General features: G+C 57.9%; 20 protein-coding genes and 2 tRNA genes. 1 reads left to right on the top strand and 21 read right to left on the bottom strand.

Annotation, left to right across the window (positions count from 1 at the left end; genetic code table 11):
• Window positions 1-106 precede the first annotated feature (106 nt).
• From pnp to rlmE, 15 genes are all read right to left on the bottom strand, one after another.
• Window positions 107-2,212, bottom strand: a complete 2,106-nt coding sequence (pnp, locus tag HU718_RS05025) for a polyribonucleotide nucleotidyltransferase (RefSeq protein WP_186615915.1) — start codon at window positions 2,210-2,212, stop codon at window positions 107-109.
• A gap of 193 nt (window positions 2,213-2,405) precedes the next feature.
• Window positions 2,406-2,675 carry a 30S ribosomal protein S15 gene (gene rpsO, locus HU718_RS05020; protein WP_003197723.1) on the bottom strand — a complete coding sequence of 90 codons (270 nt, stop codon included), beginning with the start codon at window positions 2,673-2,675 and terminating at the stop codon, window positions 2,406-2,408.
• A 142-nt stretch (window positions 2,676-2,817) separates the two neighbouring features.
• Window positions 2,818-3,735, bottom strand: coding sequence for a tRNA pseudouridine(55) synthase TruB (gene truB / locus HU718_RS05015; protein ID WP_034154423.1), 918 nt, complete (start codon window positions 3,733-3,735; stop codon window positions 2,818-2,820).
• 4 nt (window positions 3,736-3,739) lie between these two features.
• Window positions 3,740-4,141: a 30S ribosome-binding factor RbfA gene (rbfA, locus tag HU718_RS05010; protein ID WP_007915259.1), complete on the bottom strand. Its 402-nt coding sequence runs from the start codon at window positions 4,139-4,141 to the stop codon at window positions 3,740-3,742.
• 160 nt (window positions 4,142-4,301) lie between these two features.
• On the bottom strand, window positions 4,302-6,833 hold the full coding sequence (gene infB / locus HU718_RS05005) for a translation initiation factor IF-2 (protein ID WP_077571040.1): 2,532 nt from the start codon (window positions 6,831-6,833) through the stop codon (window positions 4,302-4,304).
• Window positions 6,834-6,860: 27 nt separating this feature from the next.
• Window positions 6,861-8,342 (bottom strand): transcription termination factor NusA, encoded by a 1,482-nt coding sequence (gene nusA / locus HU718_RS05000; RefSeq protein WP_077571038.1) that lies wholly within the window; start codon window positions 8,340-8,342, stop codon window positions 6,861-6,863.
• Between the two features lie 47 nt (window positions 8,343-8,389).
• Window positions 8,390-8,848, bottom strand: a complete 459-nt coding sequence (gene rimP, locus HU718_RS04995) for a ribosome maturation factor RimP (protein ID WP_077571035.1) — start codon at window positions 8,846-8,848, stop codon at window positions 8,390-8,392.
• 139 nt (window positions 8,849-8,987) lie between these two features.
• Window positions 8,988-9,064 (bottom strand) — tRNA-Met (locus HU718_RS04990).
• Window positions 9,065-9,161: 97 nt separating this feature from the next.
• Window positions 9,162-9,247: transfer RNA gene (locus tag HU718_RS04985), tRNA-Leu, on the bottom strand.
• Between the two features lie 22 nt (window positions 9,248-9,269).
• Complete coding sequence (gene secG / locus HU718_RS04980) at window positions 9,270-9,656, bottom strand: preprotein translocase subunit SecG (protein WP_016986497.1); 387 nt, start codon at window positions 9,654-9,656, stop codon at window positions 9,270-9,272.
• 4 nt (window positions 9,657-9,660) lie between these two features.
• Entirely contained in the window at window positions 9,661-10,416 is a 756-nt protein-coding gene (tpiA, locus tag HU718_RS04975) for a triose-phosphate isomerase (protein WP_077571033.1), read from the bottom strand.
• Between the two features lie 65 nt (window positions 10,417-10,481).
• The gene (gene glmM, locus HU718_RS04970) at window positions 10,482-11,819 is read right to left on the bottom strand and encodes a phosphoglucosamine mutase (protein WP_077571031.1); all 1,338 of its coding nucleotides are present in this window, start codon (window positions 11,817-11,819) and stop codon (window positions 10,482-10,484) included.
• A 16-nt stretch (window positions 11,820-11,835) separates the two neighbouring features.
• A complete protein-coding gene (gene folP / locus HU718_RS04965; protein ID WP_077571029.1) occupies window positions 11,836-12,687 on the bottom strand; it encodes a dihydropteroate synthase in 852 nt (283 codons plus the stop codon).
• Window positions 12,688-12,695: 8 nt separating this feature from the next.
• A complete protein-coding gene (ftsH, locus tag HU718_RS04960) occupies window positions 12,696-14,603 on the bottom strand; it encodes an ATP-dependent zinc metalloprotease FtsH (RefSeq protein ID WP_016986501.1) in 1,908 nt (635 codons plus the stop codon).
• A gap of 202 nt (window positions 14,604-14,805) precedes the next feature.
• Window positions 14,806-15,435 carry a 23S rRNA (uridine(2552)-2'-O)-methyltransferase RlmE gene (rlmE, locus tag HU718_RS04955; protein ID WP_008088328.1) on the bottom strand — a complete coding sequence of 210 codons (630 nt, stop codon included), beginning with the start codon at window positions 15,433-15,435 and terminating at the stop codon, window positions 14,806-14,808.
• A 101-nt stretch (window positions 15,436-15,536) separates the two neighbouring features.
• On the opposite strand from rlmE, the gene HU718_RS04950 reads away from it, so the two are divergent.
• Window positions 15,537-15,845 carry a YhbY family RNA-binding protein gene (locus HU718_RS04950; RefSeq protein WP_016771761.1) on the top strand — a complete coding sequence of 103 codons (309 nt, stop codon included), beginning with the start codon at window positions 15,537-15,539 and terminating at the stop codon, window positions 15,843-15,845.
• Window positions 15,846-15,854: 9 nt separating this feature from the next.
• Here HU718_RS04950 and HU718_RS04945 read toward each other — a convergent pair whose 3' ends face one another.
• The 6 genes from HU718_RS04945 to dnaJ form a co-directional block, all read right to left on the bottom strand.
• Window positions 15,855-16,259, bottom strand: a complete 405-nt coding sequence (locus HU718_RS04945) for an MFS transporter (protein ID WP_077571027.1) — start codon at window positions 16,257-16,259, stop codon at window positions 15,855-15,857.
• A gap of 28 nt (window positions 16,260-16,287) precedes the next feature.
• Window positions 16,288-16,764, bottom strand: a complete 477-nt coding sequence (gene greA / locus HU718_RS04940; protein ID WP_064119469.1) for a transcription elongation factor GreA — start codon at window positions 16,762-16,764, stop codon at window positions 16,288-16,290.
• Window positions 16,761-19,982, bottom strand: coding sequence for a carbamoyl-phosphate synthase large subunit (carB, locus tag HU718_RS04935; RefSeq protein WP_077571025.1), 3,222 nt, complete (start codon window positions 19,980-19,982; stop codon window positions 16,761-16,763). The genes greA and carB overlap by 4 nt, the downstream gene beginning before the upstream one ends.
• A gap of 125 nt (window positions 19,983-20,107) precedes the next feature.
• Window positions 20,108-21,244, bottom strand: coding sequence for a glutamine-hydrolyzing carbamoyl-phosphate synthase small subunit (carA, locus tag HU718_RS04930; protein ID WP_007915228.1), 1,137 nt, complete (start codon window positions 21,242-21,244; stop codon window positions 20,108-20,110).
• 257 nt (window positions 21,245-21,501) lie between these two features.
• Entirely contained in the window at window positions 21,502-22,308 is an 807-nt protein-coding gene (dapB, locus tag HU718_RS04925; RefSeq protein ID WP_008088318.1) for a 4-hydroxy-tetrahydrodipicolinate reductase, read from the bottom strand.
• 9 nt (window positions 22,309-22,317) lie between these two features.
• The gene (gene dnaJ / locus HU718_RS04920; protein WP_016986506.1) at window positions 22,318-23,442 is read right to left on the bottom strand and encodes a molecular chaperone DnaJ; all 1,125 of its coding nucleotides are present in this window, start codon (window positions 23,440-23,442) and stop codon (window positions 22,318-22,320) included.
• Window positions 23,443-23,611: the final 169 nt, after the last annotated feature.

Below are 23,611 nucleotides of genomic sequence, written 5' to 3'. Positions count from 1 at the left end.
TCTGAAGTCCGGCAACTTCGCAGAATGTCTCGATATTTCGCAGACAAAAAAATGCCCCGCAGTTTTCACGGCGGGGCATTTTTATTGCGTCAAAGCCTGGGGGTGATTAAACGCCCGAAGCCTTGGCCGCTGCCACGTCTTTGATGGACAGCTTGATACGGCCGCGGTTGTCCACGTCCAGTACCAGTACTTCAACTTCCTGGCCTTCTTTCAGGATGTCGGTCACTTTCTCTACGCGAGCGTCGCTCAGCATCGAGATGTGCACCAGACCGTCCTTGCCCGGCAGGATGTTGACGAATGCGCCGAAGTCGACGATGCGCTCAACCTTGCCGACGTAGATCTTGCCGATCTCGGCTTCAGCGGTGATGCCCAGAACGCGCTGACGTGCAGCTTCAGCGGCTTCCTTGGTTTCGCCGAAGATCTTGATCGAACCGTCGTCTTCGATGTCGATCGAAGCCTTGGTTTCTTCGCAGATCGCACGGATGGTCGCGCCACCTTTACCGATAACGTCACGGATCTTGTCGGTGTCGATTTTCATCGCGATCATGGTCGGAGCGTTGGCCGACAGTTCGGTACGCGACTGGCCGATGATCTGGTTCATCTGACCGAGGATGTTCAGGCGCGCTTCCAGGGCTTGGCCCAGAGCGATTTCCATGATTTCTTCGGTGATGCCCTTGATCTTGATGTCCATCTGCAGCGCAGTAACGCCTTTGGCGGTACCGGCTACTTTGAAGTCCATGTCGCCCAGGTGATCTTCGTCACCGAGGATGTCGGTCAGGACGGCGAACTTCTCGCCTTCTTTAACCAGACCCATGGCGATACCGGCAACCGGCGCCTTCATCGGCACACCAGCGTCCATCAGGGCCAGGGAAGCGCCGCAAACGGAAGCCATCGAGCTCGAACCGTTGGATTCGGTGATTTCCGAAACCACACGGATGGTGTACGGGAACACGTCAGCGGCTGGCAGCATGGCCGAAACCGAACGACGGGCCAGACGGCCGTGACCGATTTCACGACGACCAGCGCCACCCATGCGACCACACTCACCCACCGAGAACGGAGGGAAGTTGTAGTGCAGCATGAACGGGTCTTTTTTCTCGCCTTCCAGGGTGTCCAGCAGCTGTGCGTCACGGGCAGTGCCCAATGTTGCAACGACCAGAGCCTGGGTTTCACCACGGGTGAACAGCGCCGAACCGTGAGTCTTCGGCAGAACGCCGACTTCGATGTTCAGCGGACGTACGGTTTTGGTGTCGCGACCGTCGATACGTGGCTTGCCGTTTACGATGTTTTCGCGAACGGTGCGGTATTCGATTTCGCCGAAAGCGGCTTTGACTTCGCTGGACGAAGGCTGGCCTTCTTCACCGGACAGCTTGGCAACAACCTGATCCTTCAGCTCACCCAGGCGAGCGTAACGGTCGGCCTTGACGGTGATGGTGTAAGCCTGGGAGATCGCTTCGCCGAACTCGGCACGGATAGCGCCCAGCAGTTCGGTGGCTTCTGGCGCCGGAGCCCAGTTCCAGGTTGGCTTGGCAGCTTCAGCGGCCAGTTCTTTAACGGCGTTGATCACAACCTGGAACTCGTCGTGAGCAAACAGTACCGCGCCCAGCATCTGGTCTTCGGTCAGCTCTTTGGCTTCCGATTCAACCATCAATACAGCGTCGGAAGTACCGGCAACGACCATGTCCAGGCTCGAAGCAGCTTGCTGCTCGTAAGTCGGGTTCAGCAGGTAGCCAGTGCTTTCGTGGAAAGCAACGCGAGCTGCGCCGATCGGACCGTCAAACGGGATACCCGAGATGGCCAGGGCAGCCGAGGTACCGATCATCGCAGCGATGTCCGGATCGGTCTTCTTGCTGGTGGAAACGACGGTGCAGACTACCTGCACTTCGTTCATGAAGCCTTCTGGGAACAGCGGACGGATCGGACGGTCGATCAGTCGGGAAGTCAGGGTTTCTTTCTCGGAAGGACGGCCTTCGCGCTTGAAGAAACCGCCAGGGATCTTACCGGCAGCGTAAGTCTTTTCCTGATAGTGAACGGACAGAGGGAAGAAGCCCTTGCCCGGATCGGCTTGTTTTGCACCGACTACAGTCACCAATACGCTGACGTCGTCGTCAACGGTGACCAATACTGCGCCGGAGGCCTGACGGGCGATACGGCCAGTCTCGAGGGTAACGGTCGATTGACCGAACTGGAATTTTTTGATTACCGGGTTCACGGTGTCCTACCTTCTTTGTGGCTCTTGGGGGAACTGGTTTCTTGCGAATTCTTGGGCAATGTCGGGAATCGGCCCAACCGTTGTCCGGGGTAAAACGTGTATCCAGATAAAACTTGAGGCTGGGAGCCTGCAAGACGCCGGCGGTAAACCGCTGACGTCCGACAGACCACCAACCTCATAGCGCAATCGCTGATTAGCGACGCAGACCCAGGCGAGCGATCAGAGCGCTGTAACGGCTCACGTCCTTGCCTTTCAGGTAGTCCAGCAGCTTGCGACGCTGGTTTACCATGCGGATCAGACCACGACGGGAGTGGTGATCTTTACCGTTGGCCTTGAAGTGACCTTGCAGTTTGTTGATGTTGTGGGTCAGCAGTGCAACTTGCACTTCTGGCGAACCAGTGTCACCAACAGCTTGCTGGTAGTCAGCAACGATTTGAGCTTTTTCTTGAACGTCGAGAGCCATGAGGCAATCCTTTTATCAGGAAACTGTTTCAGGGAAACAGCTTCAACAGGCCAGGGACAAATCCCTGTATCTATAAATGAGTCGTGACCGTGCCTGTTAACAGCCACACTCGCCGACCTGCTGTTACACAGGCCGGTTCCGGTCATTCTGACCGAATCAAACGACGTGGCGCGATACGCCCGTCTTCGCTCACTTCACCGATACCGATGAAGCGACCATTGTGATCCTGTACCCGTACCATGCCGAACTTCGGAGCATCCGGGGCACGTACCGGCTGGCCATTGAGCCAGTAGAACGCACTCGCTTCGGAGAAGTGCAGCAACGGCCAATCCAGCAGGCCGCTGTCCGATGGCATCAGGAAGCGATCGACCGCTTCGTTGCCGCCTTCGGCATGTACCGCTTCCAGCTCTTCGAGGGTAACCGTCTGCGCCAGGGTGAAAGGCCCGGCCTGGGTACGGCGCAATTCAGCGACGTATGCACCACAACCGAGTTGCTCACCGATATCCTCCACCAGGGTGCGAATATAAGTGCCTTTGCTGCAGTCCACCGCAAGACGCGCAGTATCGCCTTCGAAGGCCAGTAATTCCAAGCGCGCAATAGTAACAGAACGCGGTTCGCGCTCCACTACTTCGCCTGCACGAGCCAACTTGTACAGCGGCTGGCCATCACGCTTGAGCGCCGAGTACATCGGCGGTATCTGACTGATTTGCCCACGAAATTTCGGCAGAGCCGCTTCGACATCGGCGCGACCAACGGTCACCGGGCGCTCCTGCAAAACCTCACCTTCGGCATCTGCCGTGGTGGTGGTCTTGCCCAACTGCGCCAGGGTTTCGTAACCCTTGTCAGAATCGAGCAGGTATTGCGAGAACTTGGTGGCCTCACCAAAGCACAGCGGCAATACACCGGTGGCCAATGGATCGAGGCTGCCGGTGTGACCGGCCTTCTCGGCATTGAGCAGCCAGCGAACCTTCTGCAACGCGGCGTTGGAGGTGAACCCCAACGGCTTGTCGAGCAGGATGATGCCGCTGACGTTACGACGGATACGTTTGACCTGAGCCACCGAATTACTCCTTGGTGTCTTCAGGTTCAGCAGCGACCGGATGCTGATTGTCTTCAGCCACGGCACGCTCGATCAGGGCCGACAGGTGCGCACCACGCACGACGGATTCGTCGTAGTGGAAGTGCAATTGCGGCACGCTGCGCAGCTTCATTTCACGGGCCAGTTGCATACGCAGGAAGCCTGCGGCGGCGTTGAGCACCTTGATGCTTTGTGCGATGTCTTCAGCGTTGTCCTGCCCCATTACGGTGATGAAAATCTTCGCGTGACCGACGTCACGGCTGACTTCAACAGCGGTAATGGTGACCAGACCCACACGTGGATCTTTGACTTCGCGACGGATCAGTTGAGCCAGCTCACGCTGCATCTGATCGCCGATACGTTGGGTACGGCTGTATTCTTTTGCCATGATTTTGTTACCTGTTACTGCCCAGCGGTGAAACCCGCAAGGTCTGAAAGCGGCAAACGCCCGGCCTGACAAAAGCCAGACCGGGCGTTGCGTTTAGAGTCCGGGTGATGCGCCACACTGGTGAGTGTGGCCGGCCATCACGGCTCCTGAAGTGCGCGAGTTAGAGGCTGCGAGCAACCTGAACCTTCTCGAAGACTTCGATCTTGTCGCCGACTTTGACGTCGTTGTAGCTCTTCACGCCGATACCGCATTCCATGCCGGCACGTACTTCGGAAGCGTCATCCTTGAAGCGGCGCAGGGATTCCAGCTCGCCTTCGAAGATAACGATGTCTTCACGCAGTACACGGATCGGACGGTTACGGTGCACAACACCTTCGATCACCATGCAGCCAGCGATCGCGCCAAACTTCGGCGAACGGAACACGTCACGCACTTCCGCCACACCCAGGATGTTCTCGCGAACATCGCTGCCGAGCATGCCGGTCAGGGCTTTCTTGACGTCTTCGATGATGTCGTAGATCACGTTGTAGTAACGCATGTCCAGACCTTCCTGCTCGACGATCTTCCGTGCGCCAGCATCGGCACGCACGTTGAAGCCGAACAGTACAGCGTTGGAAGCCAGTGCCAGGTTAGCGTCGGACTCGGTGATACCACCGACACCGCCGCCAACTACGCGCACTTGTACTTCGTCGTTGCCCAGGCCATTCAAGGCACCGTTCAACGCTTCCAGCGAACCACGGACGTCGGATTTGAGGACGATGTTGAGCGTCTTCTTCTCGGCCTGACCCATGTTTTCGAAGATGTTTTCCAGCTTGCCAGCGTGAGCGCGAGCCAGTTTGACTTCGCGGAACTTGCCTTGACGGAACAGAGCCACTTCACGGGCTTTCTTCTCGTCGGCAACCACGCTCATCTCGTCGCCAGCGTCCGGGGTACCGTCCAGGCCGAGGATCTCGACAGGGATGGAAGGACCGGCTTCCTTGATTGGCTTGCCATTCTCGTCGAGCATGGCGCGAACGCGGCCATAGTTCGAACCGACCAGCACCATGTCGCCTTGGCGCAGGGTACCGTCTTGAACCAGAACGGTTGCCACCGGGCCACGACCTTTGTCGAGACGCGATTCAACCACAACGCCACGGCCAGGAGCCGATGGGGTCGCTTTCAGTTCGAGAACTTCAGCTTGCAGCAGAACGGCTTCAAGCAGCTCGTCCACGCCAGTACCGACCTTCGCCGAAACCGGTACGAACGGCGTATCACCGCCCCACTCTTCGGAAGTCACACCGTGAACCGACAGTTCGCTACGGATGCGATCGAGATCGGCGCCCGGCTTGTCGATTTTGTTCACGGCTACAACCAGTGGAACGCCGGCCGCTACTGCGTGCTGAACAGCTTCAATGGTCTGCGGCATCACGCCGTCGTCCGCTGCAACCACCAGGATCACGATGTCGGTCGCCTTGGCACCACGAGCACGCATTGCGGTAAACGCGGCGTGACCAGGGGTATCGAGGAAGGTGACCATGCCGCGTTCGGTTTCAACGTGGTATGCACCGATGTGCTGGGTGATACCGCCGGCTTCGCCAGCAGCTACCTTGGCACGACGGATGTAGTCGAGCAGGGAAGTTTTACCGTGGTCAACGTGGCCCATTACGGTCACGACTGGCGCACGGGAGAACGACTCACCTTCAAACTTCAGTGACTCGGCCAGGGAATCTTCCAGCGCGGTGTCGCTGACCAGGGTCACTTTGTGGCCCAGTTCTTCGGCTACCAGTTGAGCAGTTTCCTGATCAAGCACCTGGTTGATGGTCGCTGGAGTACCCAGTTTGAACATGAACTTGATGATTTCAGCAGCCTTGACCGACATCTGATTGGCGAGATCGCCAACAGTGATGGTCTCGCCGATCTGCACATCACGCACGACAGGGCCGGTTGGGCTCTGGAAACCGTGAGCGTTGCGCTTCTTCAGCTTGGCCTTGCCGCGACCACCGCGACGGAAGCCATCGCTTTCTTCGTCGGTAGTGCGTGGCGCCACACGTGGAGCCGGCGCTTTTTCTTTGACCGAGGCGCGATGCGGAGCGTTTTTGCGCTCGCCATCACCACCACCGCTGCGACGATTGTTGTCGTCGGCACGTGGCTTGTCCGGACGGCGCTGTTCGTTCTGCTTGTTGCGAACGTCAGCAGACGGAGCTGGAGCAGCGGCAACTACCGGTGCGCTTTCGCGAACAGGTTCGGCAACTGCAGCCGGCGCCGCAACGGCGTCGCTGGTAGCGGTCTGCGCAGCAGCAGGCTGATTACGCGCTTCTACTTCGGCGCGTTGCTTGGCTTCTTCTTCAGCCTTCTGACGGGCAGCATTTTCTACTGCGCGACGCTCATCCAGTTCACGCTTGCGCTCGGCTTCGATTTCTTCCGGGCTGCGCTGTACGAAAACTTTCTTCTTGCGGACTTCAACGCTGATGCTTTTGCTGCCAGCAACACGCAGGGTGCTGGTGGTTTTACGCTGCAGCGTGATCTTGCGTGGTTCTTCCACTTTCGCCTTGTGGCTGCTTTTCAAGTGAGTCAGCAGGGACTGCTTCTCACTGTCAGTCACATTTTCTTCGGCGGCGGTGTGCGGCAGACCTGCCTCACGCATCTGCTGCAACAGGCGCTCTACCGGTGTTTTGACCTCATCGGCCAGTTGTTTCACCGTGACTTGCGTCATGCACTTCTCTCCTCAGGCCGCGCCTAATTACTCGAACCAGTGGGCTCGGGCGGCCATGATCAACTTGCCGGCACGATCATCGTCAATGCCGTCGATGTCGAGCAGGTCGTCAATAGACTGCTCGGCCAGGTCTTCGCGGGTAATTACGCCGCGCACCGCCAGTTCCATCGCCAAATCCTTGTCCATACCCTCAAGCGAGAGCAGGTCTTCGGCCGGATGGGCGTCTGCCAGCTTTTCCTCAGTAGCGATGGCTTTGGTCAACAAACGATCCTTGGCACGAGCGCGAAGCTCGTTGACGGTATCTTCGTCAAAGCCGTCGATGTTGAGCATTTCTTCCAACGGTACGTAGGCAATCTCTTCCAGGCTGGTGAAGCCTTCATCTACCAGCACCTGTGCCAGGTCTTCGTCGACTTCCAGCTCGTCGATGAAGTTGCGCAGGATGTCGCCGGTTTCTGCTTGCTGCTTAGCCTGGATGTCCGATTCGGTCATCACGTTCAGGGTCCAGCCAGTCAACTGGCTCGCCAGACGCACGTTCTGACCACCGCGACCGATGGCCTGAGCCAGATTGTCTGCGCCAACGGCGATGTCCATTGCGTGGGCATCTTCGTCAACGATAATTGCCGCAACCTCAGCCGGGGACATGGCGTTGATCACGAACTGAGCCGGGTTGTCATCCCACAGGACGATATCAACACGCTCACCGCCCAACTCACCCGACACTGCCTGGACGCGCGAACCGCGCATACCAATGCAAGCGCCTTGCGGGTCGATGCGTTTGTCCTTCGAGCGAACGGCGATCTTGGCGCGCGAACCCGGATCACGGGACGCTGCCATTACTTCGATCAGGCCTTCGGCAATTTCCGGCACTTCGATGCGGAACAGCTCGATCAGCATTTCCGGCGCAGTACGCGACAGGATCAGCTGCGGGCCGCGGTTCTCGGTGCGGATTTCCTTGAGCAGCGCACGCAGACGCACGCCGACACGGAAGGTTTCGCGAGAAATGATGTCTTCACGGGCCAGCAACGCTTCAGCATTGTTACCCAGATCGACGATCACGTTGTCGCGGGTGACTTTTTTCACGGTGCCGGAGATGATTTCTCCCAGGCGCTCGCGATAAGCGTCAACCACTTGAGCGCGCTCGGCTTCGCGAACTTTCTGCACGATGACTTGCTTGGCAGTCTGCGCAGCAATGCGGCCGAACTCGATGGATTCGATCTTTTCTTCGACAACGTCGCCAACCTTGGCACCCGGATGCGTTTCGGCAACCTTGCTTGGCCAGGTTTCGATGGCCGGATCGTCGAGATCATTCTCTTCGACGACCGTCCAGCGACGGAAAGTTTCGTATGCCCCGGTGTGGCGGTTAATTTCCACACGCAGGTCAACTTCGTCTTCAAAACGCTTTTTGGTAGCAGTGGCCAAAGCCAGCTCCAGCGCTTCAAAAATTACGCTTGCCGGTACGCCCTTTTCATTGGATACCGACTCAACAACCAGCAGTACTTCTTTGCTCATCGTACGCCTCGCCTTTCGCAAGCCATTGGATCCGCGGGATCCGCGTCTCAGTCAAAACTGGGAATAATGTTGGCCTTGTCGATCATATCGATCGGCAACAGGAACTCATGGTCATCTACCTGCACCACGACGTCCTGTTCTTCTACACCGCGCAGAAGGCCCTGAAAGTTGCGTCGACCTTCAAAAGGCGAGCGCAGCTTGATCTTCACTTGTTCACCGGCAAACTTTGCAAACTGCTCAAGAGTGAACAGTGGGCGCTCCATGCCAGGCGAGGAAACTTCGAGGGTGTATTCAACGGCGATCGGATCTTCAACATCCAGTACACCGCTGATCTGACGGCTGACAATGGCGCAATCGTCCACCAGCACGCCGCCCTCTTTATCGATATAAACGCGCAACATCGAGTGGCGACCCTGAGCCGAAAACTCGATACCCCAGCATTCATAGCCCAGGGCCACGACCACCGGGGCCAGCAAGGCCTGCAACTCTTCTAGCTTGCTCGACACCTGAACCCCCTAGTGCATGATATGTGCATGCTTTGCAAAATAAAAAAATGGGCATAACGCCCATCCTTGAAACGCCGTCGAACAGCGGCGTTGAAAGTGTCCAGCTAACAAAAAGCCCCTGAAAAGGGGCTCCTTAAACTGGTTGCGGGGGCCGGATTTGAACCGACGACCTTCGGGTTATGAGCCCGACGAGCTACCAGACTGCTCCACCCCGCGACAAAGCTGGGGCGGAAGTATACGACCGATCCCTTATAGGGTCAATGTAACCTTCCACCTGCAAGAAAGCCCGCAACAGCGGGCTCTCCTGACTAATTGGTACCGAGAAGGGGACTCGAACCCCTACACCCTATGGGCACAACCACCTCAAGGTTGCGTGTCTACCAATTCCACCACCTCGGCAAAACTACGTTTGAAACCCTTCTTACTTCTGCTCTTGAGCTGGAGGTACGTCAGTCGCTGGAGTAGCCGACTTTTGCTCTTGAAGCACCGGTACATCATCAGAAGCCGGTTGTTGTTGCTTAGGTACTTCCAACACTGCTGGATTTGGGAGACCTGCCTGAGTCAGCTGATGAGCCTTCTCTTTAGCAAAGTAACCTAACCCCAAGCTGGTTATGAAGAAACCGGCGGCAAGTATAGCAGTAAACTTACTAAGAAAGGTAGAGGAACCTTGGCTTCCGAACACAGTATTTGAAGCACCTGCTCCGAAAGACGCGCCAGCGTCCGCACCCTTACCCTGCTGCAGCAAAACCAGAGCAACTACGCCCAATGCACCCAGCAGATGAAAAACGACTACGACTGTTTCCAGCATTTTTTCAGTTTCCCGCGGCGCGACAGATCGCACCGAACTCATCTGCATTCAGGGAAGCTCCACCAATGAGCCCCCCATCGATATCCGGCATGCCGAACAGTTCGACCGCATTGGCCGCCTTCACGCTGCCGCCGTATAGAAGCCGCACACCTCGTGCGACTTCAGAATTCTCTGCCGCCAACTGCTCGCGGATGGCTTTATGCACATCCTGAGCTTGTTGCGGCGTTGCAGTCAGTCCGGTACCAATGGCCCAGACAGGCTCGTAAGCAATGACTGCCTTGGCAAAAGCACCGACACCCAGCTCCTCGATGATGCTGCCCAGCTGACGCCCGACAACCTCAAGAGTTTTCCCGGCTTCACGCTGCTCAAGGGTCTCCCCTATACACAGCACCGGAATCAAGCCACATGCCTGTGCCGCTGCGAACTTGCGATTCAGCATCCCGTCTCGCTCGCCCATTATCTGGCGGCGTTCGGAGTGCCCGACAAGTACCAGGGAACAACCTGCATCCACCAACTGACTCGGAGCAATTTCACCGGTCAATGCACCTTGCATGGATTCCACCGCAGAGTTCTGCGCGCCGATCGAAATCGACTTGCCTTTCAAGCCATCAATCACTTGATTGATATACAAGCAAGGCGGGAATACCGCGACATCAACACCGCTTGGCAAGGCCAGATGACGAAGGCCGTTGATCAGCTCAGCGACGCTGGCGCGGGTACCGTGCATCTTCCAGTTACCAGCTACCATAGGGCGACGCATGCTGTACCTCGTCGGTCAAAGTGGGCGCAGATGTTACCCAACACAATCATGGCTTGCAAGCCGAATCAGGCAGAAACTTCAGTTACCAGTTTTGCCAGCTCTTCGGCATAGTTGCGAACCTGAGTTTCATCCTCGCCTTCGACCATTACGCGCACCAACGGCTCTGTCCCGGACTTGCGCAAAAGCACGCGACCGCGCCCCGCCATTGCCTGGGTGACTCGCGCACTGGCTTCCTTGACAGCCGGATGCTCGAGCGGACTTTCGCCACCACCGAAACGTACATTGATCAGTACCTGAGGGCACTTGCGCAATGCCTGACGCGTTTGCGCCAAACCTTCATTACGGGTCTTCAGCGCCATCAACACTTGCAGTGCGGCAATGATCGCATCACCGGTCGTGGTGTGATTGAAGCAAACGATATGCCCCGAATTTTCGCCACCTACCAGCCAGTTGCGCTCAAGCAACTCGGCGATCACGTAACGGTCGCCGACATTGGCACGAATAAATGGAATCGAAAGCTCTGCAAGCGCGAGCTCCAACCCCAGATTACTCATCAAGGTGCCAACCACGCCGCCCTGCAATTTGCCACGCTCATGCAGGTCTCGGGCGATGATGTACAACAATTCGTCGCCATCAACAATGGCACCCGTATGGTCGACCATCAAAACCCGGTCGCCATCACCATCAAAAGCAATACCCAGGTCGGCGTGCTCAGCGAGTACCGCAGCCTGCAACTGTCCCATATGGGTCGAGCCGCAATTTTCGTTGATGTTCAGACCATTAGGTTGCGCCGACAGAACGACGACCTCCGCCCCCAACTCGCGGAAGACGCTCGGAGCCACCTTATAGGTCGCGCCATGCGCACAGTCGATAACGATCTTGAGGCCGGAAAAACTGGTCCCCGTTGGCACGCTGCTTTTGCAGAACTCGATGTAGCGCCCCGACGCATCGTTGATTCGCGATACTTTGCCGATCTTGCTCGATTCGACCACGGTCATCGGGGTGTCGAGCAGCTCTTCGATCATCAGCTCCAGTTCATCCGGCAGCTTGGTGCCTTTACCGGAAAAGAATTTGATGCCGTTATCGTCATGCGGATTGTGCGAAGCACTGATCACGATACCGGCCTCAGCCTGGAACGTGCGCGACAGATAGGCAATAGCCGGCGTCGGCATAGGGCCCAGCAGCATCACATCGGCACCCGCCGACGTCAGGCCGGCCTCAAGCGCCGATTCGAACATATAACCGGAAATCCGCGTGTCTTTGCCGACCAGCACCTTGCAGGCACCCATCTTGCGAAAGGCCATGCCGGCCGCCCAGCCTAGCTTGAGCATGAAGTCTGGAGTAATCGGGTATTCACCGACGCGACCACGAATGCCGTCAGTACCAAAGTATTTCTTGCTCATAAGTGCTCCGTCATTCTTATTCGGCTGATTCCACGGCTGCGATCATGCGCACCACGTCTACCGTTTCCGCAACATCATGGACGCGCAATATACGCGCACCTTTCACCGACGCCAGAGCCGCCAGCGCAAGTCCGCCATGCAGCCGCTCGCCGACAGGACGATTCAAGGCCTGCCCGATCATGCTCTTTCGAGAAACACCCACTAACAAGGGCCTGCCCAACGCATGCAGGGCTTCCATGTGCTTGAACAAGCTTAGATTGTGCTGCAGGGTTTTGGCGAAACCGAAACCCGGATCGAGAATGATTCGCTCGGCAGGAATACCGGCAGCCGCACATTGCGTCATGCGCTCAGCGAGAAAGTCGCCCACTTCGCGCGTGACATCCTGATAATGCGGATTATCCTGCATATCTCCGGGCTCGCCGAGCATATGCATGAGGCACACCGGCAAACCGGTAGCCGCCGCCGCATCCAGTGCGCCGTCGCGCTGCAGCGAACGCACATCGTTGATCAACCCGGCCCCCAAGCGCGCGGTTTCGCGCATCACGGCGGGTGTGGAGGTATCCACCGAAATGATCACATCAAGCTCACGATTGATCAGCTCGACGATCGGCGCCACACGCTCAAGCTCTTCGAGCGGGGACACTGCTCGCGCGCCAGGACGAGTAGATTCGCCACCAACATCAATCAGCGTCGCACCGGCTGCAACCATGGCGGCAGCGTGACGCAAGGCTGCATCCAGCTGGCTGTATTGGCCGCCGTCGGAGAAAGAATCAGGGGTGACATTGAGAATACCCATGACATGCGTCTGGGCCAAATCAAGAACCCGGTTGCCGCAAGGCAACCGGGTCAGGGACTGTACAGAAGTCATTTCAAACCTTAAACGTCAGCAGCCGGGCCGCCAATCGGTGTTTCCGGACGCTCGTCTCGAACCACTGGTGGCGGCGGCGTACCGGTGCCACCTGACCAGTCACGAGGCTCGCGAGGTGTACGACCTGCCATGATGTCGTCGATCTGTTCAGCATCGATCGTTTCGTACTTCATCAGGGCATCAGCCATGGCATCAAGCTTGTCACGGTTGTCCGTAAGGATCTGCTTGGCCGTGCCGTAGCACTGGTCAATGATGCTGCGCACCTCGGAGTCGATCAGCTTGGCTGTCTCACCGGAGAAGCTGGCAGCCTGGCCGCCACCGCCGCGACCGAGGAATACTTCACCCTCTTCTTCGGCGTACATCAACGGACCGAGTTTTTCCGACAGACCCCACTTGGTCACCATGTTCCGCGCAATCTGGCTGGCACGCATGATGTCGTTAGAGGCGCCAGTGGTTACACCGTCGAAGCCAAGGGTCATTTCTTCAGCAATACGGCCACCGTACAGCGAGCAGATCTGGCTGATCAGCGCACGCTTGGACAGGCTGTAGCGATCTTCTTCCGGCAGGAACATGGTCACACCCAGCGCACGGCCGCGCGGAATGATCGACACCTTGTACACCGGATCATGCTCAGGCACGACGCGACCAACGATGGCATGACCTGCTTCGTGATAAGCGGTGTTCTGCTTCTCTTTCTCGGACATGACCATCGATTTGCGCTCGGCGCCCATCATGATCTTGTCTTTGGCCAGTTCGAACTCTTTCATCTCAACGATGCGCTTGCCGCTGCGTGCAGCGAACAGCGACGCTTCGTTGACCAGGTTTGCCAGATCAGCACCGGAGAAGCCCGGGGTACCACGCGCGATAACGGCCGGAGCAACGTCGTCACCCATTGGCACTTTGCGCATGTGAACCTTGAGAATCTGTTCGCGACCACGGATATCCGGCAGACCGACGACAACCTGACGGTCGAAACGGCCCGGACGCAGCAGCGCAGGGTCGAGTACGTCAGGACGGTTGGTTGCAGCGATAACAATGATGCCATCATTCATCTCGAAGCCGTCCATCTCAACCAGCAGTTGGTTGAGAGTCTGCTCACGCTCGTCGTGACCGCCACCCATGCCGGCGCCACGATGGCGACCGACGGCGTCGATTTCGTCGATGAAAATGATGCACGGCGCGTGCTTCTTGGCCTGTTCGAACATGTCACGAACACGGCTGGCACCAACACCGACGAACATTTCGACGAAGTCAGAACCGGAAATGGTGAAGAACGGAACCTTGGCTTCGCCGGCAATCGCCTTGGCCAGCAAGGTTTTACCGGTACCCGGAGGACCGACCATCAACACGCCGCGAGGAATGCGGCCGCCCAGGCGCTGGAACTTGCCCGGGTCACGGAGGAATTCAACCAGCTCGCCGACTTCTTCCTTGGCTTCGTCGCAACCGGCAACGTCAGCCAATGTGGTTTTCACCTGATCTTCGGAGAGCAGGCGCGCCTTGCTCTTGCCGAAGCTCATCGGTCCGCCCTTGCCACCGGCACCGCCCTGCATCTGGCGCATGAAGAACATGAACACCGCGATGATCACCAGGATCGGGAAGCTGGCCACCAGAAGCTGGGTCCAGATGCTTTGCTGTTCAGGCTGCTTGCCTTCAACCACAACGTGGTTGTCGACCAGATCGCCGATCAGGCCATTGTCCTGAATTGCCGGACGAATGGTCTTGAAACTGTCGCCATCATTGCGTTTGCCGGTGATTACATAGCCATCAACCGCTACGCGCTCGACCTTGCCATCCTTGACCTGCTGGATGAAGTCGGAATAGTTGAGGGTCTGCGGCTCGTTAGGGCTGGAGAAGTTGTTCATCACCGTCACCAGGACAGCCGCGATGATCAACCACAGGATCAGATTCTTTGCCATATCGTTCAATTAACTACCCTCTGAAGCAAGCTCCGCTACTGGCGCGCGCTTCGCATGATATTCACCGGCCTAACTTACTACATTACCTACGACTCTGGCAGGCGCCGTCTGTAACCCTTTGTGAAACACTTTCTACACAATATTCGTTAATGCTCGCCGGGCGAAATACTAAAAACCTATCACCCTGCACAAAAACCTCGTTTTACTCGCTACGCCCGCGATAACCCCAAGCCAGCATATATTGCTCGCGGGAGCTGCCACGAGAGGAGTCCGGCTTGATCATCTGGATCTTGTCGAACTTCTTGCGAGCATCCTTCAGGTAAACATCAAACCCTTCGCCCTGAAAAATCTTGATCACGAAATTACCGCCCGGCTTGAGGATCCGCTCCGCCAGATCAAGTGCCAGCTCGCACAGGAACATGGCCTTCGGCATATCCACTTCAGGCGTACCACTCATATTGGGGGCCATATCGGAAATCACAAGGTCCACCTGCGAATTACCCACCGCTTCAAGAATCTGCGCGAGCACTGCGTCCTCGGTGAAGTCACCCTGAATAAAGGTCACGTCAGGGATGCTGTCCATTTCCAGAATGTCCGAAGCGATCAAACGCCCCTGACCGCCGATCAGACGGCTGGTGACCTGCGACCAGCCACCAGGTGCCGCACCGAGGTCGACAACGCTCATGCCAGGACGGATCAGCTTGTATTTCTCCTGGACTTCCAGAAGTTTGTAACTCGCACGCGAGCGGTAGCCATCCTTCTGCGCTTGCTTCACATAGGGATCGTTGACATGTCGCTTCAGCCAACCAAGGCTTGTCTTGGAACGCGCCATTGGGCACCTCGATAATAAGAGTCGTGATTAATTGGGCGGATCCACGAGCCCTCGGGTAAAATGGCCGCCATTTTACAGAATCCAGACGAAAGGGTCAGATTATGCCGCTCACTCCAGAGCAGAAGAAACAGTACAAATCCATTGGCCACCACCTCAAACCGGTTTTGACGGTGGCTGACAACGGTTTGACTGAAGGTGTTTTAGCCGAACTTGAACGCGCTTTGGCGGATCACGAGCTGATCAAAATCAAGCTCAATATCCTCGATCGCGAATCGCGCCTGGCGCACATCGCAGAGCTGTGCAAGGTTGGCAAAGCGGATCTGGTACAGGTCATCGGCAAGATGGCACTGGTTTACCGCAAGAATTTCAGCGCCAACAAGCAGCTGTCGAACGTTCATCGCTTCAAGTGATGAAAAGGGTCACGGGTGTGCCTGGCGCACCCTGCCACTCCATCCCGGCACCGGCTGCATCACCAGCACCAGCCCGGAAAACCCCAGAACCAGATAACTGAATACCTGCCAGCGCTGCGCATCCGGCCAGCCGACACGCACTGCGACAAACATCGCACACGCATACAACGCCATCAGCAGCACCTGACCGCGAAAATCTCGCCATAGACTGGCAAGGCCCTCGGCCTGTACCAGCACCAAAGCCTGAAAAGTAACGCACGCGGCGGAAAATCCCACCACCAACACTTCAAATGCACTGGCCACTTCATCGATCAGCAACGGTGCCAGGCCAATCTTGCCCAGCGCCGGCTGCAAACCGAGATGTATCAGCCATAGACCGCCGACCCAAAGCATCTGGGTCAGCTGCCAAAGCATGGCGCCCGCATGCAGCGGGCGCCCTTTTTCAGATGTGACGGACTTCGACAATCTCGTACTCGATCACGCCGCTCGGCGTTTTCACGGCGACCACATCGCCCTCTTCCTTGCCGATCAAGGCACGGGCCAAAGGCGAGCCAACCGAAATCTTGCCGAGCTTGAAGTCAGCCTCATCCTCACCCACGATGTGGTAAGTGACGCTTTCATCGGTCTCGACGTTGGCGATTTCGACGGTAGTACCGAAAATCACTTTGCCGGTGTGCGGAATCGACGTGACGTCAATGATGACCTGATTCTGAATCCGGCCTTCGATGTCGCGAATCCGCGCCTCGACCATGCCTTGCTGTTCGCGTGCGGCATGGTATTCAGCGTTTTCTTTCAAGTCACCCAACTCGCGGGCCGTACCGATGTCCTGGCTGAGCTTCGGACGAACGACCTTGGTCAGGTGAGCGTGTTCTTCTTCCAGGGCTTTAGCGCCCTGGACGGTCATTGGGTATTTGATCATGCCTTCAATCCTGCGTGTAGATCCTGCAAGCGGCGCACGGTCTTTTCCGGACCGAACTTCAGCGCTTCACAGATAGCTTCGCCAGCAGCAATGGTGGTGGTGCAGTAAATCTTGTGCTGCAAGGCATTACGACGAATGGAGTACGAATCAGCGATCGACTGACGACCTTCGGTGGTGTTGATGATCAGGGTGACTTCGTCATTCTTGATCATGTCGACCACGTGCGGACGCCCCTCGGTCACCTTGTTCACACGGCGCACTTTCAGGCCTGCGGCTTCGATCAGCTTGGCAGTACCGGCAGTGGCAACCACTTCGAAACCCAAGTTGATCAGATCACGGGCCACGCCTGCAACCAATGGCTTGTCGTCGTCGCGCACGCTGATGAACGCAGTACCGCCGGTCGGCAGCACTTCGCTGGCACCCATCTGGGCTTTGGCGAATGCCTCACCGAAGGTGTCACCTACACCCATCACTTCACCGGTCGACTTCATCTCTGGGCCGAGGATCGGGTCAACGCCAGGGAATTTGGCGAACGGGAACACCGCCTCTTTCACGCTGTAGAAGTTCGGAATGATTTCTTTGGTGAAGCCGATTTCTTTCAGGGTCTTACCGGCCATCACGCGGGCAGCGATCATGGCCAGGGAAACACCGATGCACTTCGATACGAACGGTACGGTACGGGAAGCGCGCGGGTTGACTTCGATGACGTAGATGTCTTCGCCCTGCAAAGCCAACTGCACGTTCATCAGGCCGACAACGCCCAGCTCCAGAGCCATTTTCTTGACCTGTTCGCGCATCTCGTCCTGGATGTGCGCCGGCAGCGAGTACGGCGGCAGCGAGCACGCGGAGTCACCGGAGTGAACGCCAGCCTGTTCGATGTGTTGCATGATTGCGCCGATCACCACGTCTTTGCCGTCACAGACCGCATCCACGTCCATTTCGATGGCGCAGTTGAGGAAGTGGTCGAGCAGCACCGGGCTGTCGTTGGACACTTTCACCGCGTCACGCAGGTAGCGCTTGAGCTCTTCTTCTTCGTAAACGATTTCCATCGCGCGACCACCCAGGACATAGGATGGGCGCACTACCAGTGGGTAGCCGATCTTGCTGGCGGCACGAATCGCTTCGTCTTCGCTGCGCACGGTGGCGTTTGGCGGCTGACGCAGGTTCAGACGCTCAACCATTTGCTGGAAACGCTCACGGTCTTCGGCGCGGTCGATGGCGTCAGGGCTGGTGCCGATGATTGGCACGCCAGCCGCTTCCAGAGCTCGCGCCAGTTTCAGCGGAGTCTGACCACCGTACTGGACGATCACGCCTTTCGGCTTCTCGACGCGGCAGATTTCCAGCACGTCTTCGAGGGTTACCGATTCGAAGTACAGACGGTCGGAAGTGTCGTAGTCGGTGGAAACGGTTTCCGGGTTGCAGTTGACCATGATGGTTTCGTAGCCGTCTTCGCGCAGAGCAAGGGCAGCGTGAACGCAGCAGTAGTCGAACTCGATGCCCTGGCCGATACGGTTCGGACCGCCACCCAGAATCATGATTTTGTCGCGGCCCGACGGCGCGGCTTCGCACTCTTCCTCGTAAGTCGAGTAGAGGTATGCGGTGTCGGTGGCGAACTCGGCGGCGCAGGTGTCAACGCGCTTGTAAACCGGGAACACTTCCAGCTTGTGACGGTGAGTCCGCAGGTTCTTCTCGGTCACACCCAGCAGCTTGGCCAGACGCTGATCGGAGAAGCCTTTGCGCTTGAGCTTGAACATCAGGTCGCGGTCGATCGCGGACAGACCAAGGGTCTTGACCTTCTCTTCTTCCTTGATCAGATCTTCGATCTGCACCAGGAACCACGGGTCGATCATGTTCATGGCGAAGATTTCTTCGACGGTCATGCCGGCGCGGAAAGCGTCCGCCACGTACCAGATACGCTCGGCGCCCGGCACTGTCAGTTCGCGCTTGAGCACGCTCATGCTTTCCGGGTTGCTCAGGTCGAGCTTCTCGTCCAGACCGCAAACGCCCACTTCCAGACCGCGCAGAGCTTTCTGCAGGGATTCCTGGAAGGTACGGCCGATGGCCATGACTTCACCAACCGACTTCATCTGAGTGGTCAGGCGTGCGTCAGCCTTGGCGAATTTCTCGAAGGCAAAGCGTGGCAACTTGGTGACGACGTAGTCGATCGACGGCTCGAAGGACGCCGGGGTCTTGCCGCCGGTGATGTCGTTCGACAGTTCGTCGAGGGTGTAGCCCACAGCCAGTTTGGCCGCGACTTTGGCGATCGGGAAACCGGTGGCTTTCGAGGCCAGTGCCGAGGAACGCGATACACGCGGGTTCATTTCGATCACGACCATGCGGCCAGTGTTCGGGCAGATACCGAATTGCACGTTGGAACCGCCAGTCTCGACGCCGATCTCGCGCAATACCGCCAGAGAGGCGTTACGCAGGATCTGGTATTCCTTGTCGGTCAGGGTTTGTGCTGGAGCCACGGTGATCGAGTCACCGGTGTGCACGCCCATCGGGTCGAAGTTTTCGATCGAGCAGACGATGATGCAGTTGTCCTTTTTGTCGCGGACAACTTCCATCTCATATTCTTTCCAGCCGATCAGCGATTCGTCGATCAGCAGCTCTTTGGTCGGCGACAGGTCCAGACCACGGGCGCAGATTTCTTCGAACTCTTCACGGTTGTACGCGATACCGCCACCGGTGCCGCCCATGGTGAAGGACGGACGGATGATGCACGGGAAGCCGAGGGTTTCGAGAACCGCGTTGGCTTCTTCCATGCTGTGCGCGATACCGGAACGCGGGCACGCCAGGCCGATGGATTTCATCGCCTTGTCGAAACGCGAACGGTCTTCAGCCTTGTCGATGGTGTCAGCGTTGGCGCCGATCATTTCTACGCCGAACTTCTCCAGAACGCCTTCGCGCTCCAGGTCCAGGGCGCAGTTCAGAGCAGTCTGGCCGCCCATGGTTGGCAGCACGGCGTCCGGACGCTCTTTTTCGATGATCTTGGCAACGGTCTGCCACTTGATCGGTTCGATGTAGGTGGCGTCGGCCATGTCCGGGTCGGTCATGATGGTGGCCGGGTTGGAGTTCACCAGGATGACGCGGTAACCCTCTTCGCGCAGGGCTTTACAGGCCTGGGCGCCGGAGTAGTCGAATTCGCAGGCCTGGCCGATAACGATCGGGCCAGCGCCGAGAATCAGGATGCTTTTAATGTCTGTACGTTTTGGCATGGGTTTGTCACTCAAATCCGCAGGTCAGTCGGCAAGCCGTCTTGATCGATTTCTGAAGTCCCGAGGGGGCCGCCGGTGTCGGGGCCGCCCTCGAGGGCTTCTCTCTACAGTCTCAAGGCGAACGCTTAGCGTCGCTTGGCCATCTCGTTGATGAAGCGGTCGAACAGTGGCGCGACATCGTTCGGGCCCGGGCTCGCTTCAGGGTGGCCCTGAAAGCTGAACGCGCTCTTGTCGGTGCGTTCGATGCCTTGCAGGGTGCCGTCGAACAGCGATTTGTGGATCGCACGCACGTTGGCTGGCAGGGTTTCTTCGTCTACCGCGAAACCGTGGTTCTGGCTGGTGATCATTACGACGCCAGTGTCCAGATCCTGCACCGGGTGGTTGGCACCGTGGTGGCCGTGGCCCATTTTCAGGGTCTTGGCGCCGGAGGCCAGTGCCAGCAGTTGGTGACCGAGGCAGATGCCGAATACCGGAATTTCGGTTTCCAGCACTTCCTTGATCGCCTTGATCGCGTAGTCGCATGGCTCCGGATCACCAGGGCCGTTGGACAGGAACACGCCGTCCGGCTTCAGTGCCAGCACATCAGCGGCTGGCGTCTGCGCAGGCACCACGGTGACGCGGCAGCCGCGCTCGACCAGCATGCGCAGGATGTTGACCTTGACGCCGTAGTCGTAGGCAACCACGTGGTAAGGCAGCTCGGAAGCGTCGATGGTCGCGTGGCTGTCGGTCTTCAGATCCCAGACAGTCGAGCGCCATTCGTATTGGGTCTTGGTGCTGACGACTTTCGCCAGGTCCATGCCCTTCAGGCCCGGGAAGCCTTGCGCAGCGGCGATGGCCGCTTCTTCGGAGATGTTGTCGCCGGCCATGATGCAGCCGTTCTGAGCGCCTTTTTCACGCAGGATGCGGGTCAGGCGACGGGTGTCGATACCGGCGATGGCCACAACGTTGTTGGCTTTCAGGTAATCGGACAGGGACATCGTGTTACGCCAGTTGCTCGCTACCAGCGGTAGATCACGAATGACCAGGCCAGCGGACCAGACGCGGTCGGACTCGGCATCTTCCGGCGTGGTGCCGGTGTTGCCGATGTGCGGGTAAGTCAGGGTAACGATCTGTTGGGCGTAGGAAGGATCGGTAAGGATTTCCTGATAGCCGGTCATTGCGGTGTTGAACACCACCTCACCAACGGTTTGACCGTCGGCACCAATGGCTTCGCCGCGAAAAATGCTGCCATCAGCAAGGGCAAGTATGGCTGGCTTAGTCAAGAAGACCTCCCGTAAATAACGCATGAAAGGGCGATCGCAGGTTGTAAAAAAGCGGAGTGACGTATGGACACGTCACCCCGCTTCTTCACTGAATTATTCTGCGCGCTTTTAGTGGACACACTAAAGCTGTAGCTTACAGAAAAAGGCTTTTTTGGTCCACCGCTAAAGAGCCGAAAAGGCCGGAGAATGCGACAGGTCGTCGCCAAGCGGAGAAAAACCAGCGCAAACAGGGCATTTGCGCCGGGTTCAGCAGTGTATCAACGCAGGTCGAGCACGTCTTGCATGTCATACAGACCCGGCTCGCGACCATCCAGCCACAGCGCAGCACGAACCGCGCCCTTGGCGAACGTCATACGACTCGAAGCCTTGTGCGTGATCTCCAGACGCTCACCTTCGCAGGCAAACAGCACGGTGTGATCACCCACCACATCACCACCACGAACAGTGGCGAAGCCGATAGTTTCACGCTCACGAGCGCCGGTGTGACCCTCACGACCGTAGACCGCGACTTTCTGCAAATCACGATCGAGCGCACTGGCGATCACTTCGCCCATGCGCAACGCTGTACCCGACGGCGCATCGATCTTGTGCCGGTGATGCGCTTCGATGATTTCGATATCCGCTTCATCACCCAGCACGCGCGCCGCCATATCCAGCAGTTTCAGCGACAGATTGACGCCGACACTGAAATTGGCCGCAAACACGATCGGAATATCCTTGCCCGCCTCGACCAGCAACTGCTTCTGCGCCGCGTCCAGCCCGGTGGTGCCGATGACCATCGCCTTGCCGGCCTTGCGGCAGAACGCGAGGTTTTTCAGCATCACTTCCGGCAGGGTGAAGTCGATCAATACATCGAACTCTTCAGCCACTGCCTCAATGTGCCCGGAGAGCGGCACACCAATACGACCCAGCGACGCCAGCTCACCGGCATCGACGCCGATCAGCGTGCTGCCCGGGCGCACCACGGCAGCAGTCAAACCGGTCAGCGGCGCGCGCTGCTGCACGGCCTCGACCAGAATCTTACCCATGCGCCCAGCAGCGCCCATCACAGCTATACGTCGCATGCCGACTCCTTACAGATCGCCGAAGAAGCGCTTCACACCGTCGAACCAACCGGTGGTTTTTGGCGAATGGCTATTGTCGTCCGCCAGCGAGCTGCGGAATTCTTCCAGCAGTTCGCGCTGACGACGGTTCAGATTGACCGGCGTCTCGACTGCCACACGGCACATCAAGTCGCCCGCACCACCGCCACGCACCGGCGCCACACCTTTGCCGCGCACACGGAACTGCTTGCCGGTCTGGGTGCCTTCAGGGATTTTCAGTTTGACGCGACCGTCGAGGGTCGGAATTTCCAGCTCGCCGCCCAAGGCTGCATCAACGAAGCTGATCGGCACTTCGCAGAACAGATGCTTGCCATCGCGCTGGAAGATGTCGTGCTCGCGGACATTGATAACCACGTACAGGTCGCCCGTCGGACCGCCCTGCGTGCCCGCCTCGCCTTCGCCGGACAGACGAATGCGGTCACCGGTATCAACACCGGCCGGCACTTTGACCGAGAGGGTTTTGTACTCTTCAACGCGACCGTCACCGTGGCAGGAGTCGCACGGATCGGAAATGATCTTGCCTTGGCCATGGCAACGCGGGCAGGTTTGCTGCACCGAGAAGAAGCCCTGCTGCATGCGCACCTGACCGATGCCGCCGCAGGTCGGGCAGGTCGATGGCGACGAGCCTTTCTTAGCGCCGGAACCATCGCACGGCTTGCAGTTGACCAGTGTCGGAACGCGGATATTCACCGACGTACCGCGCACCGCTTCTTCCAGATTCAGCTCCAGGGTGTAGCGCAAGTCGCTGCCACGCTGAGCGCCGCCACGGGAACCGCCGCGACCGCCACCGAAGAAGTCACTGAAGACATCACCAAAGATGTCCGAGAAGTTCTGACCGCCGAAACCGGCACCGCCGCCGCCCATGCTCGGGTCGACACCGGCATGACCGTACTGGTCGTACGCCGCGCGCTTGCTGGAGTCGGACAGCACTTCATAGGCCTCATTGGCCTCTTTGAACATTTCTTCCGACGCTTTGTCATCGGGATTACGGTCCGGGTGGTGCTTCATCGCCAGACGACGGTAAGCCTTTTTCAGGTCCGCATCGCTTGAGCCGCGCTCAACACCCAACACTTCGTAATAGTCACGCTTTGCCATAAGTCTTCTGCACTCTTGAGGACGTTCGGCAAACCCCTCCTGAGGATGGCCAAACTCGTTGAGCCCCAATACAGGCCCGGACCCAACTCACGTCAATTCAACGATCCTGGTCTTTGTTTCTTGCGGTACTTTCGGCACGAAAAGCAGGAGCATTCCCGGCCATACCGCC

The sequence above is a fragment of the Pseudomonas tensinigenes genome (assembly GCF_014268445.2).
Lineage (GTDB): Bacteria > Pseudomonadota > Gammaproteobacteria > Pseudomonadales > Pseudomonadaceae > Aquipseudomonas > Aquipseudomonas tensinigenes.
Note: the sequence above shows the minus strand (reverse complement) of the source record. Positions and strands in the feature narration are given on the sequence as shown.